Genomic DNA, 14,437 nt, shown 5'->3' with positions numbered 1-14,437 from the left:
TGGCGTGTTATTTTTACTGCTACACTTTGCATCGGTATTAGCAGATGATTATTTATGAGCAAAAAGTTACTGATAGCATTGCTTTTTATGTTCACGGTTGCCACTAATGCCGCGGCTGGCATCGATCTGAGTACTAAGCGTGTCTTACTGCTGTATTCTTATGACCCTGCATTTCCTACCTCAGAAAAGATTCTTAAGGGTTTGTTGTCTGCTTTTCCTCAAACCGCCCCGATAATTGATCAAGAATTTCTCGATAGTAAACGTTTGTGGGATGTTACCAGCCAACAAAATGCTTTGCGTACTTTGTCTCACAAATATCAGTTCAGGCCTGCCTATGATGCGGTGGTAGTGGCTGATGACAATGCATTGAATTTTGTCTTGCAACATAAAGCAGTGCTGTTTGCCAAAGCACCCATAGTATTTATGGGGATCAATGATATTGAGAGTGCAGTAAAAAACAGTAAACGGTCTGATGTAAGTGGTGTAGCAGAAGTACCATCTTTTAAAAAAACACTGCATATGGCCATGTCGCTTTTTCCGCAGCGGCAATATTTACATATCATCACGGATGCCGGTGTTGCCGGGCAAGCTGATTTAAACGCAATACGCGTACTACAGCAGCATTTTCAACAATATCACTTTGATGAATTAGATTTGTCTTACCTTAGTTGGCAAGAATTAGCCGACCGTGTGGCACAGCTAGGGTCACAGGATCTGATTTTTCTACTCTCGGCGTTCCATGATAAAGAACAAACAGAAAAGTCTTTTAACGGCAGTTTAGCTTTAATTAATGAAAACAGCCGCGTGCCAGTATTTCATTTCTGGGAGCACGGCATTGGCGACGGAGTGTTAGGTGGTTTTGTTGTAAGCCATTTTGAACATGCTCATCAGGCGGGCTTAATGGTGCAACACATTTTAGCTGGCAAAAGTATCAGTGAGTTGGCGCTGATTGCAGAAAACGCCAATGTCCCGATGTTTGATCACCGTCAGTTAGAGCGGTTTTTAGTAGATAGCGCGTTATTGCCAGCGGGTAGTATTATCTTAAATAAACCTGTCACACTTTGGCACCTGTATCGTACAGAGCTCATTTTTATCGCCAGCCTGGTATTTACCTTATTGCTGACAACGGCTTATCTGGCCAGACAAAATTTGATAATGAGAATGTTGAGCAGCAAACTCAGCGAGAAATCGAGTTTTTTACATCTGTTGATGAATACTTTGCCGGATCTGGTCTGGACGAAAAATCCGCAGGGCATTTACATAAACTGTAATCAGCGGTTCGAAGATTTCTTTGGCGTAAAAACAGCAGAAATTATTGGTAAATCAGATGCCGACTTTGTTGAGCAATCGCAAGCTGACGCTTTTAGAAAAGATGATCTCAGGGTTATCCGGCATGGCCAAGCCATTTTTATTGAAGAAGAAGTGTGTTTTAAGAATGATGGTCATTGTGAATTACTTGAAACAATAAAAACGCCGGTTTACAACACGCAAAGCGGTGAATTACTCGGAGTATTGGGGGTTTCACGTGATATCACCGAGCGCAGAAAGAGCGAGCTGGCAGTACGTGAAAATGAAAAAAAATACCGGGTATTATTTGAACAAATTACTCAGGGAGTGTTGGTTTATGATCAAAATCTTTGTGTTATTGATGTTAACCCGGCGGCGCTGGCCATTTTAGGAAAAAGCCGGGCTGATATTATACTGCAAAGATTTGTACCAGAGCTGTGGTTTGCCATTGATAAACCGGCAGCAGTTCAACACATAGAAACGATTCTTGAGCAGGTATTTGAACAGCGCAGCTTGCGTAAAAACATCTTGCTCAAAGGTTGGCATCAGGTTCGGCAAACTCAGGCTTGGTTGGTGGTGGATATAGTGCCTCTGGTATCGGCAGAACAGCAAAGCGCCAGGCTTTTTGTCAGTTTTAATGATGTCACAGAGCAAAAACAAGCCGAAGCATCGTTAAGTTTGGCGGCCAGTGTGTTTGAAAGTTGTGCTGAGGGGGTAGTGATTACCGACGCAGAACACCGGATTATTGATGTGAATGGTTCATTTTCCCATCTGACCGGTTACGTCAAAGCAGAGGTTATCGGGCAAACATCGCTGATACTGGAATCAGAAATTATTCAACCAGAGGTATACCGGGAGATTTGGCAGGCGCTTAGCCTTAAAGGCATGTGGCGGGGCGAATTACAACACCGGCATAAATCCGGTAACACTCTGGCTGTGTGGCAAACCATTACGGCGGTGAAAGATGCCGGTAATATCCTCAGCCACTACGTTACGGTGTTTTCAGATATCAGCCCGTTAAAACAATCACAACAAGAGATTTATTATCTGGCTCTCCACGATGCGTTAACCGGATTACCAAACCGGCGTTTTTTGAACGAGCAACTGGAGAGAAATATTCGCCAGGCTAGCTCTGACAATAGCGCTTTTGCCGTGATCTATCTGGATCTGGATAATTTCAAAATGATTAATGATACTCAGGGACACTGCGAAGGTGACAAGGTATTGGAGGTGGTAACCGGTTATCTTAAATCCTTGTCGCTGGCCGATAGCACAGTGGCTCGGGTAGGTGGCGATGAGTTTGTTATATTAATTTCTAATAATACTAAGGAGCAGGTACACCAATTGGCCTGTTCCGTATTAGAGCAAATTGAACAACCTATCATATTAAACGGCCAGCGCATTAATGTGGCAGCCAGTATGGGTATTTGCTTTTATCCCCATGATGGTGAAAATGCAAAAGACTTACTACGCAATGCCGATATTGCCATGTACAAAGCTAAACAGCAGGGTAAAAAGCGCTGTTTGTTCTATGACAAAAGCATGGCTGACGACATTCTGGCCAAAGCCCAGATAGAAATGCAGCTACGCCTTGCCATTTCTAAAAATGAATTATCGTTGGCTTATCAACCACAATATGAACTGAATTCAAAAAAAATCATTGGTGTTGAAGCGCTACTACGCTGGACTAACCCTCAATTAGGCCCGGTTTCGCCGGACAGAATGATCCCGGTAGCGGAAGAAAGCGGGCTTATTTTGCCACTGGGCTTATGGGTGCTTAATGAAGCTGTACGACAGATTAAAGACTGGCTAGATAGGGGCGTTTTTATTGGCCGGGTGGCAGTAAATGTTGCCGGGCCGCAATTATATAGCGGTAATCTGGTAGAGCAGACGCAACAAATCTTAGCTTTACATAAGGTGCCGGCAAAGTATCTGGCGCTTGAGGTAACAGAAACCTTCATTATGCAGCACAGTGCGACAGCGATTAAGCAATTGCAGTTGCTGCACGATATGGATATTGAAATTGCGATAGACGATTTTGGCACAGGCTACTCATCGTTGAGCCACCTGAAGCGGCTACCGGTAAACAAGCTAAAAATAGACAAATCGTTTATCAATGAAATTCCGGGTAATAAAGACGACATCGCCATTACCAAAACCATCATAGCGTTGGCAAACTCTCTGAGCTTGCGGGTCATTGCCGAGGGTGTTGAAACAGAAGAACAGGCGCACTTCCTCCTTGAGCATGGCTGCGATGAGGCCCAGGGTTACTTATTCTGTAAACCGGTGCCGGGTGACGAAATTGAGCGCTTATTGCGTCTGCAACAAAGCCTTTTAACTGCTACGCAGGAAAAGTAACAGACGCATTGCAGAGGTTGCCAGCAACCTTAGCGGTTTAACCGGCTTAGCAAACGGCACGTAATTACGTGCCGTTTGCTAAGCATTGGCCCCAGTATGCCGCGTTTATCCGCCGGCAAATGTGCTGCGATGTCGTGATTTGCATTAAACACATTATAAAAAGGGGCTGAGCTAATTAGCCCCAATCTAGCTGTGTCGCTTGCCTGTCGGGCCCGCACTCTCTCAAATGCACGCCCAAAGACTTGCCCGACAATGCTCGCCGCCTAAGGGGGGCATTGTCAGGGACACTGTATCCATCATAACGGTTAATAGCGATATTCTCAGCCGAGTTGTTTGCTATTGCTACAACTAAGCCTTGGTGATTCGATACTATATCTTGGCGGTAAGTGGATACCGTGCTTGCGTTAGTGTATTGAAATTGCGCAACTATGGCTGATGTGCAGCCAAATTCGCCTCGCTCCGTGAGCAGCCTGACGCTATCACGGAACGGGCGGGCAGCCCGGCGTTACTTACTCACTGCCGGACAGTAGCTTTGCAAAAACATCTGATGACTGGGTAATTGCGCTACTAAGCGCTGATTTTGTTGCTTAATTTGACTGAGAAAATGATTAAGCTCTTGCTCGCTCATCAGCTCTACTATCGGGTGGTGTTGCTCGGGCATAATGCCCTGGCCCAGCATTACCTGGGTCCAGGAGTTCTCGCCAAATAACTCATTTGGCACCTTAAATACCCGGCCGGTTTCCTTAAACAAACGAATACGATGCGCCAGTGACTCCGGAATGGGCATATTTTGGCAGTAGCGCCAAAATGCCGTGTCACGTCTTGCGGTAACGTGATAGTGGAGAATAATAAAATCACGAATATTCAGCACTTCATGTTCGGTTTGTTGATTAAACTCATCAATATCGGCCTGGCTGATGCCACTCAGCGGGAACATTTGCAGCAAGCGCACTATACTGCGTTGGATTAAGTGAATACTGGTCGACTCCAGCGGCTCGATAAAGCCACTGGCTAAACCCAGAGCAATACAGTTTTTGTTCCAGTGCTTACGGCGCATGCCGGTGCGAAACTTAATTAAACGCGGCTCAGTCAGTAACTCGCCACTAATATTTGCCAGCAACACCGCTTTAGCTTCTTCATCTGAGTAATACTTACTGCAGTACACTAAGCCGTTACCTACCCGGTGTTGCAGTGGTATTTGCCATTGCCAGCCTGCGCCATGAGCGATAGAGCGGGTGTAGGGCACAGGTTCACGCGTGGCGCGGGTTTGCACTGCTACTGCAGAGTCGCAGGGTAACCAGTGGCTCCAGTCATCAAAGCCGGTGTTGAGGGTTTGCTCAATTAACAGCGCGCGAAAACCGGTGCAATCAATAAACAGATCGCCGGCAATGCGCTCACCGTTGGCCATCTGCAGCGCGCTGATATTGCCGCTTTGCTCACAGGTTTCTACGCTGGCGATTTTGCCCTCAATACGTTTTGCGCCATGTTGTTCTGCCAGGGCGCGTAAAAATTTAGCATATAAGCCAGCATCGAAGTGAAAGGCGTAATTTAATGGCCGGGTCGGCAAGTGGGCAAATTTGCCAGCCTTTGTTGCCAATAATTCCGGACAGTAATCACCGTAGTCACTGGCCAGCCCCAGTTGTTGCCCTTTTAGCCAAAAATGCTGAAAGCCTGCCGCCCAGCAGTCCTGGCCGGTGGTACCAAAGGAGTGAATATAGTCATGGCCCTGATCGCGCCAGTTTTCAAATTGAATGCCCAATTTAAATGTCGCCTGAGTGGCGGCCATAAATTCAGCTTCGTTAATACCCAATAGCTTATGCAGGGTTAATAACGGCGGAATAGTTGCCTCGCCCACGCCGACAGTGGAAATTTCATCACTCTCTACCAGGCAAATGTGTAAATGCTTACCCATTAATTTGGCGATAGCGGCGGCCGCCATCCAGCCAGCGGTTCCACCGCCGGCAATCACCACGCGTTTGATTGCTTGCGACTGCATACAGACCTCATTGTTATTGTTTGAGTTATCGGTTGAGTTTATTTAACAGCTCGGCGCGGATTTTCCGGGCCACGGGCTCAGTTAGGGGCCCTTGTAAACCACGCAAATGTTCAGGTATGTGTTCAGCACTACCTTCGCCAAACACATAGTGTTCGAAGTGCGCGCGCCATGCTGCTTTTTGCTCTGCCGGTAAAGCGTTAATGCTAAGCATTGCCAGCTTCAAAGCTTGCTCTGGGCTGGGAATATAAGCCGGGTTGTCACGCCACCAAAAATTCATCAACACATTAAGCACGCTAAGTGCTTCAACGTGATGCCACCACATACTGGGAATAATTAACGCATCACCCGGCTCCAGTTCAATCACTTGCGCATGCGCCATAGCTTGTGCAAATTTTGGAAATTGCGTTAAATCTGGCTTGGCAAAATCTACCAGGCTAATGGCCCGGCCTGCCGGAGAGGCATCCAATGGGCCAATATACAAATTGGCCAGTTGTTCAGGCGGGAATAGGGTAAAACGACGCCGTCCGGCTACCACAACGGCCAAATTTTGCGGCAAGTCGGCATGCGCTGCTACGCGACTTTGATTGCCAATCCATAGGCTGACCAGAGCATCATTGGCATATTGTGTTAGTGCGGGCACCTTCTGCTGCTGCAACCAGTTTGGAAACCAACGCGGTACAAAGGTGGCGCCGACATACCAGTGTGCAGCGCCGGGGGGCGATGCTAACAGTTGCTCAAGTTTGGCATGCACCGGTTTAAAGTTAAAACCGCTGAAATCGGCATTGTAAAACACCCGGCCGCCATTTTTCGCATCACTGATAAAGGCAGTAAGTGGTTCACCACTGTAGTGGCTAAGCAGATAATCAGCAACGCCAGCCTCACTTTGCTTAGCTGCACCAACCGCAGGCCAGTGCGCAGCAAAATCCGGTAAATACAGTGGCTGCGGGCTATTGAGTAAGGCGGTGCTTATGCTATCGGCGGTTACCCCGGACAGTGTTGCCACCGGTTGCGCTGCAGACCACATCTTAGTTGCTTGCCGACAGTTGATTTTTAATGCCAATTAAGCGCGCAAACTGGGATTGCGAGGCCAGCATCATGTAAATAGCTTCCAGGTAGCCCGTTTGCTGCAACTGTGCCAATTGTTCAGCACTAAGCCGGGCTAATCGTGGCTCATTGATAGTATAGAAACCATGCAAACTGTGTTGTTGGCCATTATTTAATGTGACATCCAGCACAAAAGACTCAATTAGCTCCAATGCCAGCAGCTGCTGGCTGAACTGCCCGGCGTCTGTAATGCCATGGTGCAGGGTTTCCAATTGCTCAGCCACTTGCTGTAAATAGGGGCTTTGGCCACCGAATTCTAAAAACAAGGCTTCACCGCTGCTGGTGTTTACCTTGGGGTGCGCCATATCAAGGTGGATCACGCGCTCAGCATTTTGCATGCCAATGGTAAACGGTGCGCGGGCGATGTCTAACGGCACATAACCGGCTTGCCAGCCTTGCTGTTGCACAAACAGATTTTCACCTGCTTGAAACCCCAGCAGCAACACGGGCATAAACCGGCCGGTGTTATTGTCTTTGTAAAACAGGATAGGGTAATAGGCTTGTGCAGCGCGAAACTCAGCGGGAAAACTCAAACAAAACATTTGGTTATCACCCAGCTGTGGGCTACGTTCAGTGCGGATCTTCACGCCGGAATGATCAACGTTGTTAAGTAATTCAATAGTAGCCATTTGCTCCCCTTTAAATCTTTTGTAAGCCGTGAGCTTTGATTTGGTTCAATAATTCGCGATTACTGACCAGGCCCGCTCTGAGCTGTTGTGTTTTTTGTTGTACTTCGGCAAATGCCTGGTTGGCACGTAAAGCTGAGCCTGGCGTTATGGGCCGCCCGCAACCCGGTAAGTGTCGCATACCGTATAGAATATATTGGTAACTGGCGGCCGGAAATAATTCTTCTGCCATCGGTAAATCATAACGGCTTGGCATAAATTGGTGCCACATCAGCAGTTTTTCCTGCAGTGACGATGGTATTGAGCCCTCAGCGCGCTGGGCCAACCAATATTCGCTATCATCGCGTGTCGACAACACGTAGTGCAATTTTAAAAACTCAACAATTTGCTGCCAGCGGTAGCTGAATGTTTGATTAAAGCGCTGACTAACTATAGCCAGCTGTGCCAGGCTGCGTGGTAATTGCTCACTGATAAACTTAGCTGATAACTCGACCATCACCAGGGCTGACGCTTCTAACGGTTCAATAAAACCCGCTGCCATGCCTACAGCTACGCAATTGTGTCGCCAAAATTGCTGACGGTAGCCAGGTGTAAAGCGGATCAGTTTGGGTTGATAGTGTGAGCTAAACTCACGCTCTGATAAATGCAGGTACTGTGCAAGCGTAGCCAGTGCTTGCTGTTCGTTAGTATGGCCGCTGTGGTGCACAAAGCCTACGCCGCGTCGGGTAGGTAAGCCGATATCCCATACCCAACCTTGTGCTTGCGCAGTGGCCAGCGTCGCCGATGCGATGGGCGCGTGCTCATCCTCGTATGCCACTTGCACCGCCATGGCGCTGTCGTTTAGTAAACAATGCTGCACACTAATAAGCGGCGTTTGGTAATGCTTGCCCAGCAGTAAGCTTTGCAGCCCCGAGCAGTCGACAAATAGATCGCCTGTTAAGGCGCCGTGTTGCAAAGTTTGCAGCGCGGCAATACGACCATCGGTGTGGCTGTGTACAGCAACCACATCATCAATGATGTGCTTCACGCCAAGCCGTTTCGCATGCTCACTTAGCAAGGTGACAAACTTACCGGCATCTAAGTGATAGCCGTAGTTTTGTAAAAAGGCGTATTCCGGGGTTGCGATACGTTTAGGGGCTAAGCCAGCGGCAATCACTGCGGGTTGGCTGGATACCGCCGGCGCAAACTCGACTTGCTGATGGTGGCTGAACCAATGCTCAGCAATGTCCAGTTCATTAGCAGCCACAGGGGCGGTAAACGGGTGGTAATAGCAATCTTGTGGCACAGCGCTGCGCCATTGCCGGAACACACTGCCTTGTTTAAAGCTGGCATCGCAGCGGATGATAAATTCGGTTTCAGAAATGCCAATTCGCGCTAACGTTGCGCGCATTGATGGCCAGGTGCCCTCGCCAACACCAATGGTAGGCACTGTAGCGGACTCAATAAGGCTTATGGTTACCAGTGGGTTAGTTTGATGATCTGCAGCCAGTAATGCTGCTGTAAGCCAGCCAGCGCTACCGCCACCCACGACCACTATATTCACCCGCCCTTGGGCAAACGACTGCGTGTTTGCAGCAGTGGTTAGGGTATCAGTTGCGCGAGACTCGGTTGCTTGCATCATGACCACTTCTTGTAAAAAGTAGCCATCTTGCGATGGCTACTTATTCAGTGCAACAACATCTTAGAACGTATAACGCGCACCGATGTTAAAACGACGACCTGTTTCAGTATAGTTCACCAATTGCAGTGAATTACGTTCATGTGAACGGGTCGATTCGTTGGTCAGGTTGATGGCTTCAATAAAGAAGGTCAACTGTTCGGTTACGTCATAGCTGGCGCTGGCATCCCATTGACCGTAGGATTCTACGTAAATTGGGTTTTGCAGGCCTTGTGCGTTAACGGTTGATGCCAGGAACTTATCACGCCAGTTATACGCTATACGTGCTTGTAAGCCATCTTTGTCGTAGAAACCAACTACGTTATAGGTATCACTCATGCCCAGCAACGCAAATTGTTGGCCTAAGCTGTAGTTGTCGTAATTAAAGTCACCATCGACAAGCGTTGCGTTGGCAATCACCCCAAAGCCTGACTCACCGAATAAGTGTTGTACGGCAAACTCCCAGCCATCTAACTTAGCGTCATCTTGGTTAACCGGGATAACAATATCAAAGGTCGCTGCTGGATCGCCTTCTACACCCAGAATAAAGCCATTCTCATCAACCGTTTCCGGGTAGTTCGTTCTGATATAGTTACGAATTGCTGTGGCATCACTCCCCACTGCCGCAACAGCTTCGGCATAACGCGGGCCTTGCGCAGGGTGTGGCAAGTTGAACGTTTGCTCTTCAACGGTAGTACGGCCGATAAAGTTTTCCGCCTTTTTCCTGAAATAACCGGCCGCTACATAGCTGCCCTCGCCGTAATACCACTCTGCTGACAAATCGAGGTTGGTTGATTCAAACGGGTCTAAGTCGGGGTTACCGCGAGCACCATCGCCGCCGTCAATCCGCACTAAAGAGTTAAGGGTTTGACCGCCTTGAATATCGGCATAACTTGGCCGGGCAAGGGTTTTACTTACTGAGGCACGCAGAATAACGTCGTCAACAACTTCAATATTAAAGTCGATATTGGGTAACGCATTGGTATAAGAGCCTGTCAAATTAGTGTAGGCAAATTCACCGGTTTCGATCAGAGAAAACTCGTTATTAGCCGTCCAGGCAATACCGCTGTATACCGGCACTAAGGCACTTGAAGTAACATCGGTTTTCTCATAGCGTACACCAGCGGTTAAGCCATAAGGACGCTCGCCAATTTCGCCGGCAAAGTTAAACTGCACATAAGCCGCTTGCTGTTCTTCAGTAGTGGGGCGATCAACATTGGGGATTGATGATGCACAAAATGACGTGCCGCAATCACCTACTGAGCCTAAATCACCATAGGTGTCGTTAGCAATTTGACGAATGGTATTGAAATCCCAACGAAAGAATTCTTTCAGCATGTCGCTGCCGGAAGAGGCATCAAAATTATCGGCCAGCTGATCAAGCTGAAATACCGATGGGTCGATATCGCCAGCGGCCCCTAAGCCACCCCAGTTATCCTGTTGCACGTTAGAAAACGCTGAACGATTTCGCGTTTCTGAACTTGCTACACCAAAATCAATGCTGCTTAACAAGCCTGTATCAAAAACGTAGCTACCGCGAATTTGCAGTTGCTCAATATCACTGCGCATTTGGCTGTTACGGAATGAACTACCTGTTATACGCACATCTTCGGCATTAAGGCCGGTAAAACCATCAGGGTAAGTGATAGCTAAAGTCGGTAAATCGCTGTCGAAACGTGCTGTCGTTACCGAGCGCACAAAGGTTGCGGTACCAATGGTATTGTTGCTGCCGAACGGGCTATCCGGACGCGACTGTGCTGAAGAGTCGTGATAATCCAACTCTAATTTCAGGTTGTCGTTAACGTCCCATTTGGCATTGAAGCCCAGAGACTTATTCTCGTTCATCGTCGAGAACTGGCCTGCGCCCATGGCTAAATCGCCTGGTGCAGTTAACGCTTCGGAGTACACAATCGGCGCTGCTACCGGGCCATCGCTCCATATACCTGTCGACGGGCCGAAGTTAAACCACGCAGACACGTCGTTGTAACGGTCTGATACTTCGTTTTTCGAATAGGTGTAGTCTAAGGTGGTGGTTAATGCTTCAACCGGTTTATATTGCAGCACCAATTGGCCGTTAGTACGGGTTCTTTCCACTTCATGGAAGGCAAAACCTAAGCTTTGCGGTACTGAGTAGATTGAGTCTGCGTCGGGGTAATTTTGATAGGCATTTTCGCCGTCAGGGATCAAGCCACCCCAGTCAGCATTACCGCCATCCCAGTCGAAACCATTAACGTTTCCAGGAAATGTGCGCCAACCGCCGGTATTGGCTTGCTTATTACCGCTATCACGTTTTTGATATGAGCCGCTGATTGCGACACCAAACTTGTCGTCGTTGAAGGTATTGCTATATAAACCTGATAACTCAGGCGTGATATTTGAACCCTCGTCAGTTGACTGGTCCATAACACCTTTAACACCAAAAGTGGCTTTCATGCCGGGAGCATTTAATGGTTTTGTGGTCAAAATGTTAATAGTTGAGCCCAAACCGCCGGTTGCAATGCTGGCTCGACCGGTTTTGTATACTTCAACTCCTGCAACACCTTCTGACGCAAGGTTTGCAAAGTCAAAGGAGCGGGATGATGAAGCTGTTGTTGCTTCCAGTGATGATGCGGGCATCTGCCGGCCATTTAGCATCACCAGGTTAAATTCCGGACCAAAACCACGTACCGTAACCCGGCTACCCTCACCGTTTGAGCGGTCAATAGATACACCGGTAATACGTTGCAGTGACTCAGCAAGGTTAGTGTCGGGGAATTTACCAATATCTTCAGCAGAAATCGCATCCACCACACCGACGGAGCTACGTTTCACATCCATCGACTTGACTAAACTGCCGCGAATGCCTGATACCTGAATAACTTCGATTTCTTCACTGCTGTTTTCTGTTGTAACATCCTGAGCGTAAACAGGAGCCAGAACACCAGCGCCTGTGATCAGTGACAAACTTACCGCCAGACGCGATAGCTTGAAACGTGTTTGGTTCATACCCTTTCTCCCGTGTTTTGCTGAGTATCTAATCGTTTTAATTATTTGGTAGCGCTTACATTTTTAATTTTACAACTGAAATTGATAATGTAAGCGCTTACAAAATGTAGATGATAAAGGCAGCAAGGTCAACACTTCAACAGTAAAAAGCTGCACAATATTACAGCACGTTTGACTCGCGGTGGTGCAGTGTGTCAGGAAAACTTAGCCATTACATAAAGTTTTACTTTAAATACAATTTGTTGAACATAATCCTGGCTCTATCAGAGCGTAGCTGGATTGCTCTTCGGTAGTGCCTCCACAGCATGTTAAAGCAGTGGCAGAACAGTGTTATGCAAAAAGCAGTAACTTAAAAAAGTTACTGCTTTTTGCTGTGATATACGACTGTGCTGCTAATGTGGTTAGTTTGTCAGGTGCTTTAATAACATCTGATGAAACTCCTGCTCAGCTTCTACCTGCGGTGAATGGCCCAGTTCGGGCAGTTCCACCAGTTTTGCTTGCATGGCTTTAGCTGCGGTCCGACCCAGTTGTGGATAATTGCCAAGCTTGGCTGCCAGTTCTTTGCTGGCGCGGTTTGCGCCCGGTGCGGTGCGATCTTTTCCGCCAATAATCAGTACTGCTGGTACGCGGATATTGGCAAATTCATGTACTACCGGCTGGGTAAATATCATCTCAGAGGTTTGTGCCTGATTCATTGCTACTATGTTTTTGCCTGCTCCGCCATAAAGACCGGCCTGCATAGTTACCCATTGCTCATACTCAGGCTTCCAGTTGCCGTCGTAATAAAACTTCAGCTGATAGGCTTTAATACTGTCGAAGCTGGTTTTCAGCTCGTTGGCGTATAAGGCGTCAATAGTGGCATAAGGTACACCTTCAGCCTGCCAGTCTTCCAGGCCTATAGGGTTAACCAGTACAATTTTTTCCACGTTTTGCGGGTATTGCAGCGCATAGCGTGCGGTTAGCATGCCGCCCATAGAATGGCCGATAATAACCGGCCGGGTAACACCAATACTGTTAAGTAAACTGTGCGTATTAGCGGCTAATTGCGCCAGGCTAAACTGATAGCCCTGCGGCTTACTGGATTTACAAAAGCCGATTTGATCAGGCACTACTACACGGTAGCCTTGCCCGGCCAACACCTTAATACTGGCGTGCCAGGTGGCGGCGCAAAAGTTTTTACCATGCAACAGCACCGCGGTTTTGCCGTTAGCTGTTGCTGTTGGGCTGATATCCATATAGGCCATTTCCAGCTGTTGGCCCTGGGTTAACAACGGGTAGTTTTTTACTTCAAACGGATAGTCAAACCCTTCCAGGCGCGGGCCATAAGTGGCTTGGCCAAACGCCGGGGCTGAAAAAACATAAGCCATAGCAGTGGCAACAATAGCTGTGAAAATACGCATAGATTGTTCCTGTTTTGTTTTAGCTTCGTTTGAGTGTAAAGAAAAACACCGTGATGAAACACCCCCTATTGTTGCACCGGTTTTTGCTGGCTGTTAGCGGTGTGGCATTAGGCTACTGTTTTTACTTTACTACTGGAGTGTATAAAAAACAGCGCAATCGCCAGGCAGGCAATTGCCGCCATGCGGCTGTTTGACAGCGCAATGGCTTCGTTGCCCAGCCAGCCGAAGTTATCAATCAGCACACTCATGGTTAACTGGCCAAAGATAACGGCTACCGTGGCTACTGCAGTGCCAATGCGTTGCACCGCAAGCACCATAATAACGATATAAGGCACCCCGCACAGAGCACCAAGCAGCTGCCATTTAGGGACATCCAGCAAGGTAACGGCATGGCGGGGTTCAAAAAAGAAAATAAGTAATGCCGTAACTAAAGCGCCGACCGAAAAGGTTAAAAAGGCACTGCGAAACACACCAACATTACTGCCCAGCCGGCCATTTAATGCAGCTTGCACACTTAGTGTGGCGCCACCAATTACCGCCAACATAATCATTAAAATAGTCATAGCGTTACCTTACCCTTTAGCCATAAACACCAGTGCGGCGACAATAAACAGCAGTGCAATAATACGTTTAACATCAATTTTGCGGCGCGCCGTACCAAACAAACCATAGTGGTCAATAATTAAGCTTTTAAACACCTGGCCAGCCAGAATGCCAATCATGGTCATGGCAATACCAATGGCCGGTGCTGCCAGTGTCAGAATAACCACATAAACCGGACCTAGTACGCCGCCAAGCAGCAGCAAGGGGGGCTGTGCAAAAAATGATGGGCTGTTGCGCGGGCTGAAAAACAGCATTAACAGAAATGTCAGTGCTGCGCCGACACCAAAAATGCTGAAGGTGGCCCATAACTCACCCACTTCACTGCCCAGCGGCCCTAACAGGCCAGCCTCAACCGACAAGCCCATGCCGCCGGCCACAACCAGCAATATCAATAAAATCTGCATAAACACGCTCCAATAGT

9 protein-coding genes are annotated in these 14,437 nt (G+C 47.9%); 1 reads left to right on the top strand and 8 read right to left on the bottom strand.

The window, feature by feature from the left end; translation table 11 throughout:
- Positions 1 to 54 precede the first annotated feature (54 nt).
- Positions 55 to 3,645, top strand: coding sequence for an EAL domain-containing protein (locus tag MJX74_RS02205; RefSeq protein ID WP_240220499.1), 3,591 nt, complete (start codon positions 55 to 57; stop codon positions 3,643 to 3,645).
- Positions 3,646 to 4,150: 505 nt separating this feature from the next.
- On the opposite strand, the gene MJX74_RS02200 is transcribed toward MJX74_RS02205, so the two are convergent.
- The 8 genes from MJX74_RS02200 to MJX74_RS02165 all read right to left on the bottom strand — a co-directional run bounded on the left by MJX74_RS02200 (position 4,151) and on the right by MJX74_RS02165 (position 14,420).
- Positions 4,151 to 5,641, bottom strand: a complete 1,491-nt coding sequence (locus tag MJX74_RS02200) for a tryptophan halogenase family protein (RefSeq protein ID WP_240220498.1) — start codon at positions 5,639 to 5,641, stop codon at positions 4,151 to 4,153.
- 25 nt (positions 5,642 to 5,666) lie between these two features.
- On the bottom strand, positions 5,667 to 6,665 hold the full coding sequence (locus MJX74_RS02195; protein WP_240220496.1) for a cupin-like domain-containing protein: 999 nt from the start codon (positions 6,663 to 6,665) through the stop codon (positions 5,667 to 5,669).
- 1 nt (position 6,666) lies between these two features.
- Positions 6,667 to 7,374: a SapC family protein gene (locus tag MJX74_RS02190; RefSeq protein ID WP_240220493.1), complete on the bottom strand. Its 708-nt coding sequence runs from the start codon at positions 7,372 to 7,374 to the stop codon at positions 6,667 to 6,669.
- A 10-nt stretch (positions 7,375 to 7,384) separates the two neighbouring features.
- Positions 7,385 to 8,992 (bottom strand): tryptophan halogenase family protein, encoded by a 1,608-nt coding sequence (locus MJX74_RS02185; protein ID WP_240220491.1) that lies wholly within the window; start codon positions 8,990 to 8,992, stop codon positions 7,385 to 7,387.
- 60 nt (positions 8,993 to 9,052) lie between these two features.
- Positions 9,053 to 12,013, bottom strand: coding sequence for a TonB-dependent receptor (locus tag MJX74_RS02180; protein WP_240220489.1), 2,961 nt, complete (start codon positions 12,011 to 12,013; stop codon positions 9,053 to 9,055).
- A 401-nt stretch (positions 12,014 to 12,414) separates the two neighbouring features.
- Positions 12,415 to 13,413 (bottom strand): alpha/beta fold hydrolase, encoded by a 999-nt coding sequence (locus MJX74_RS02175; RefSeq protein ID WP_240220487.1) that lies wholly within the window; start codon positions 13,411 to 13,413, stop codon positions 12,415 to 12,417.
- 107 nt (positions 13,414 to 13,520) lie between these two features.
- Entirely contained in the window at positions 13,521 to 13,976 is a 456-nt protein-coding gene (locus MJX74_RS02170) for a DMT family transporter (RefSeq protein WP_240220485.1), read from the bottom strand.
- 9 nt (positions 13,977 to 13,985) lie between these two features.
- A complete protein-coding gene (locus MJX74_RS02165) occupies positions 13,986 to 14,420 on the bottom strand; it encodes a DMT family transporter (protein WP_240220482.1) in 435 nt (144 codons plus the stop codon).
- Between the last annotated feature and the right edge of the window lie 17 nt (positions 14,421 to 14,437).

The sequence above is a fragment of the Rheinheimera hassiensis genome (assembly GCF_022436675.1).
GTDB classification, from domain to species: Bacteria; Pseudomonadota; Gammaproteobacteria; order Enterobacterales; family Alteromonadaceae; genus Alishewanella; species Alishewanella hassiensis.
The sequence above is the reverse complement of the archived record's forward strand: the minus strand, read 5'-3'. Positions and strand labels throughout refer to the sequence as shown.

Bases quoted from the DNA above. Each gene is read 5' to 3' on its own strand.
- MJX74_RS02185 (WP_240220491.1), bottom strand. From the start codon at position 8,992: ATGATGCAAGCAACCGAGTCTCGCGCAACTGATACCCTAACCACTGCT.
- MJX74_RS02205 (WP_240220499.1), top strand. From the start codon at position 55: ATGAGCAAAAAGTTACTGATAGCATTGCTTTTTATGTTCACGGTTGCC.
- MJX74_RS02195 (WP_240220496.1), bottom strand. From the start codon at position 6,665: ATGTGGTCTGCAGCGCAACCGGTGGCAACACTGTCCGGGGTAACCGCC.
- MJX74_RS02165 (WP_240220482.1), bottom strand. From the start codon at position 14,420: ATGCAGATTTTATTGATATTGCTGGTTGTGGCCGGCGGCATGGGCTTG.
- MJX74_RS02175 (WP_240220487.1), bottom strand. From the start codon at position 13,413: ATGCGTATTTTCACAGCTATTGTTGCCACTGCTATGGCTTATGTTTTT.
- MJX74_RS02170 (WP_240220485.1), bottom strand. From the start codon at position 13,976: ATGACTATTTTAATGATTATGTTGGCGGTAATTGGTGGCGCCACACTA.
- MJX74_RS02180 (WP_240220489.1), bottom strand. From the start codon at position 12,013: ATGAACCAAACACGTTTCAAGCTATCGCGTCTGGCGGTAAGTTTGTCA.
- MJX74_RS02200 (WP_240220498.1), bottom strand. From the start codon at position 5,641: ATGCAGTCGCAAGCAATCAAACGCGTGGTGATTGCCGGCGGTGGAACC.
- MJX74_RS02190 (WP_240220493.1), bottom strand. From the start codon at position 7,374: ATGGCTACTATTGAATTACTTAACAACGTTGATCATTCCGGCGTGAAG.